Raw genomic sequence first — 3,163 nt, 5'->3', positions numbered from 1 at the left:
CCTCGCAGCCGTCAACGCCATGATTTATATGCGAAATATCACGATTACGACAGCGAAATCAGCGACTTACTTGGAGAATGTGGGTTAAAGACAAGACGACATTGGGGAACGGTCTTCTGATCCTCATGCATACATAGCCACATACCCACCTTGGGGGCGAACACTTCGGGAAGGATCGGCGTAAGACCTTCCCGTCGGGCAAGAGGGCCATGACAAACGCCGATTCCGCACCCTGCGCGAATTGCAGCAAACTGCCCGGTATCGCTATCAGTGCGGAAGGAGAAATGGTCCCGGGTCATGAGCTTGCCTTCAAGCTGGAATGTCCGGGTGTAGGGCACAGGCGTATCGAAACTGACAATAGCGTGACTATCAATTAAGTCCTCTACGGTTCTGGGGGACCGCCTCCGCAAGAGATACTTCGGGGCAGCAAAGAGGCCCAGATCCACTTCTCCTATTCGCTTGGCTAAGAGAGCATCCTGTTGAGGCGGTGACATGCGAATTGCGATATCGGCGTCTCGCCGTAGCAAGTCTTGCAATCGATTGGTCACGAGCAACTCCACGACGATTCCTGGATGACGACATTGTAAGTCCGAAATTATCGGGGCAATGACTTCTGCCGCAATGATCTCGCTCGCCGTGATCCTGATCGTGCCAACATCGTCTCCCGGCAAACCAGACGCAGCACGCAACAATGCGTTCGCAGCCGCAGCAACCGCTTCGGCCTTCGGTCGAAGGGCTTCCGCAGCGCTTGTCGGGATGAGACCATCTGGAGAGCGAGTAAATAGCCGATGGCCTAGCGCGTCTTCCAACGCAGCAATGTGGCGACTGAGAGTGGGCTGGCTCATGCCGAGGAGTCGCCCCGCTGCCGAAAGCGAACCCTCTCGCAAGACAGCAAGGAACGAACGGTAAAGGGACCAGTCAGGTGGTGAGATTGTCATTCAAAAATGAATAGCATCTCTACGGAGACATGCAATTTATTTTCCATGTAAGAGCGTGCAGGATGGTGCGAATGTTTTTTAACAGAAAGAACCCCTGTGAATACCTCTGCCACCAAATCGTTCCAAATTCATATTTCTGACGACGTACTTGACGATCTCAAGAGTCGTCTAAAGCAAAGCCGTGTGTCCGATATTCTTCCCAATCCAAGTGCTATGTTAGGTGCTTGCTCTGGTCGTTTGAATCAAATCATCGAACATTGGATTTCATTCGATTGGAGAAAGGTTGAGGCCGAAATCAATTCTGTTCCCGCCTTTCAATCGGAGATCGACGGCATCCACATTCATTTCCTTCATGTGCGGGGGCAAGGCGAGAATAGTATTCCCATCGTTCTAACTAATGGCTGGCCAAGTTGTTTTATCGAACTCATGCCATTGGTTCCGTTTCTGACCCGCGAGGTGGATGGCGTTTCGTTCGATGTCGTCATTCCCTCGTTGCCGGGATACGGGTTTTCCGAGCATCCGAAGCAATCAGGCCTGAATATCACTCGCATCGCTGAACTCTGGACGGCTCTTATGAAAGATCTCGGCTACACGCGGTTTTTCGCGCACGGCAGCGATATGGGAGCGGGAGTGGTCGAGCGGTTAAGGGCTAATCACGGCGATAGTCTGCTAGGGATTCATATGGTCAACGTGAATTGGTTTTATCCACGGCCAGACGATATCACTTCCCTCGAAGAGGCTTATCTTAAATCCGCGCAGGCATGGCAGATGCAGGAGGGGGCTTATGCGATGCTTCATGCCAGCAAACCGCAGACCATTGCCGCGGCCCTAAGAGACTCGCCGGTTGGCTTGGCGGCCTGGATTGTTGAAAAACTGGACGCATGGTCGGACAGCTCTCACGCGGACGGCATCACGCTTGATGCCATTTGCTCATTGCTCACCATCTATTGGGCAACAGACTCAATCGGGCCGTCCATGTACCTCTATCACGAGGCTTTCTCGGATCCTGGGGTCATGTCCCCGCCCCCAAAACAGGGTGTGCCCGTCGCGGTTGCGGTATTTCCAAAGGACATACTGCCAGCACCCCGCTCATGGGGAGAGCGGTGGTATGACCTTACGCGATGGACCGAAATGCCAAGTGGCGGGCATTTTCCTGGCTTCGAGGTGCCTGACCTTCTAGCCGACGATCTTCGGGCTTTTGTGAGGGATGTCTCTTCCAGAAACTGATCCCAACTGTGGGGGAGTGGAGATGGGTGCGCCACTGAACGACGTAGCGGATAACAGACCGTCGTGGTCGATGAGATTAGCGAGCGCACTCACCATTTCATCCGTTTCAGCCGATAGCGTCCGTCAAGATGCTCGCACGCGCGTTGCCGACATGCTCACGCAGGTTTCTGGGATGCGGAACCCAAGCCTGCCGGCAACGGCAAGCTGCTCAAGCTTGTTCGAGGCAAGCCACAGATCGCGGGGATGATTTAGCCATTTCCTGGTATCGATCAGCCGCCACAGGCCGCGGAGCGTTTCCTTAAGCTCGCGCCGGACAAACAGGCGGTCTGTATCGGCCGTGCCATCCGGCACATTGGGCGCGCGCGGCTGTCTGAAATATACGCCTGTAATCTCCTCGCCGCTGAACGTCTGCCCATCCTTGACCGTGAGGCGGCATTTCGAGCCGCCGTCAAACGAGATGTCGATCTGGAACGCCCGGCCGAAATCTTCCGTGTTCAGCCGCACAAACCGGATACCACGCTCTTTGAGGCGAAGGATCAGATAGTCGCAAGCAAGGTCGGACTTGTTCGTGACGACTAGTAGCATCCCTCGTCCTCAGGATCCGGATCGTCATCTCCGGGGGCCTGAGCTGTCTTCGAGCCCGTGCTTGCGAACCAGTCCAGCGTGACGACAGGACGCGCCTCACTGTCCTGTTGCGCAATATTCAACTGTTCCGCAACGCTATAGGCCGAAGCAATGGATGCCATCTCGATAGTTCTTGCCCCCTCAAGAAGATAAGATCGCTTTTCTTCCATAATTGCCCCCCGTTGATGGCGGAATAATTGTGCACCGATTCGTAAGCTGTTGCGAGAGTTGAGCGTTTCGTCAACGCGAATTGCTGCTAAAACCGCATCTTTGACGAACAATAGCCGTTAGGGTCAGGATGCATTGATTTCTGTTGCGCTGCGTGATTCACGCCTCCGAAAACGGAGCGGTGACATGAGCGATCTCTTCTGGCT

Annotated in this window: 4 protein-coding genes; 1 reads left to right on the top strand and 3 read right to left on the bottom strand. The window is 54.3% G+C overall.

Features of this window, described 5'->3' with window-relative positions; all coding sequences use genetic code 11:
* Positions 1–44: 44 nt before the first annotated feature.
* The gene (locus I9P22_RS25120) at positions 45–938 is read right to left on the bottom strand and encodes a LysR family transcriptional regulator (protein ID WP_199262663.1); all 894 of its coding nucleotides are present in this window, start codon (positions 936–938) and stop codon (positions 45–47) included.
* A 96-nt stretch (positions 939–1,034) separates the two neighbouring features.
* On the opposite strand from I9P22_RS25120, the gene I9P22_RS23775 reads away from it, so the two are divergent.
* On the top strand, positions 1,035–2,165 hold the full coding sequence (locus I9P22_RS23775) for an epoxide hydrolase family protein (protein WP_199262661.1): 1,131 nt from the start codon (positions 1,035–1,037) through the stop codon (positions 2,163–2,165).
* A 123-nt stretch (positions 2,166–2,288) separates the two neighbouring features.
* Here the strand turns inward: I9P22_RS23775 and I9P22_RS23770 are convergent, their stop codons facing one another.
* Complete coding sequence (locus tag I9P22_RS23770; RefSeq protein ID WP_199262659.1) at positions 2,289–2,750, bottom strand: MvdC/MvdD family ATP grasp protein; 462 nt, start codon at positions 2,748–2,750, stop codon at positions 2,289–2,291.
* The gene (locus I9P22_RS23765; RefSeq protein WP_199262657.1) at positions 2,741–3,070 is read right to left on the bottom strand and encodes a hypothetical protein; all 330 of its coding nucleotides are present in this window, start codon (positions 3,068–3,070) and stop codon (positions 2,741–2,743) included. Before I9P22_RS23765 ends, I9P22_RS23770 begins: the two co-directional genes overlap by 10 nt.
* Positions 3,071–3,163 lie beyond the last annotated feature (93 nt).

The sequence above is a fragment of the Paracoccus binzhouensis genome, from assembly GCF_016446475.1.
In the GTDB taxonomy this organism is placed as follows: domain Bacteria; phylum Pseudomonadota; class Alphaproteobacteria; order Rhodobacterales; family Rhodobacteraceae; genus Paracoccus; species Paracoccus binzhouensis.
Note: the sequence above shows the minus strand (reverse complement) of the source record. Positions and strands in the feature narration are given on the sequence as shown.

Bases quoted from the DNA above. Each gene is read 5' to 3' on its own strand.
- I9P22_RS25120 (WP_199262663.1), bottom strand. From the start codon at position 938: ATGACAATCTCACCACCTGACTGGTCCCTTTACCGTTCGTTCCTTGCT.
- I9P22_RS23770 (WP_199262659.1), bottom strand. From the start codon at position 2,750: ATGCTACTAGTCGTCACGAACAAGTCCGACCTTGCTTGCGACTATCTG.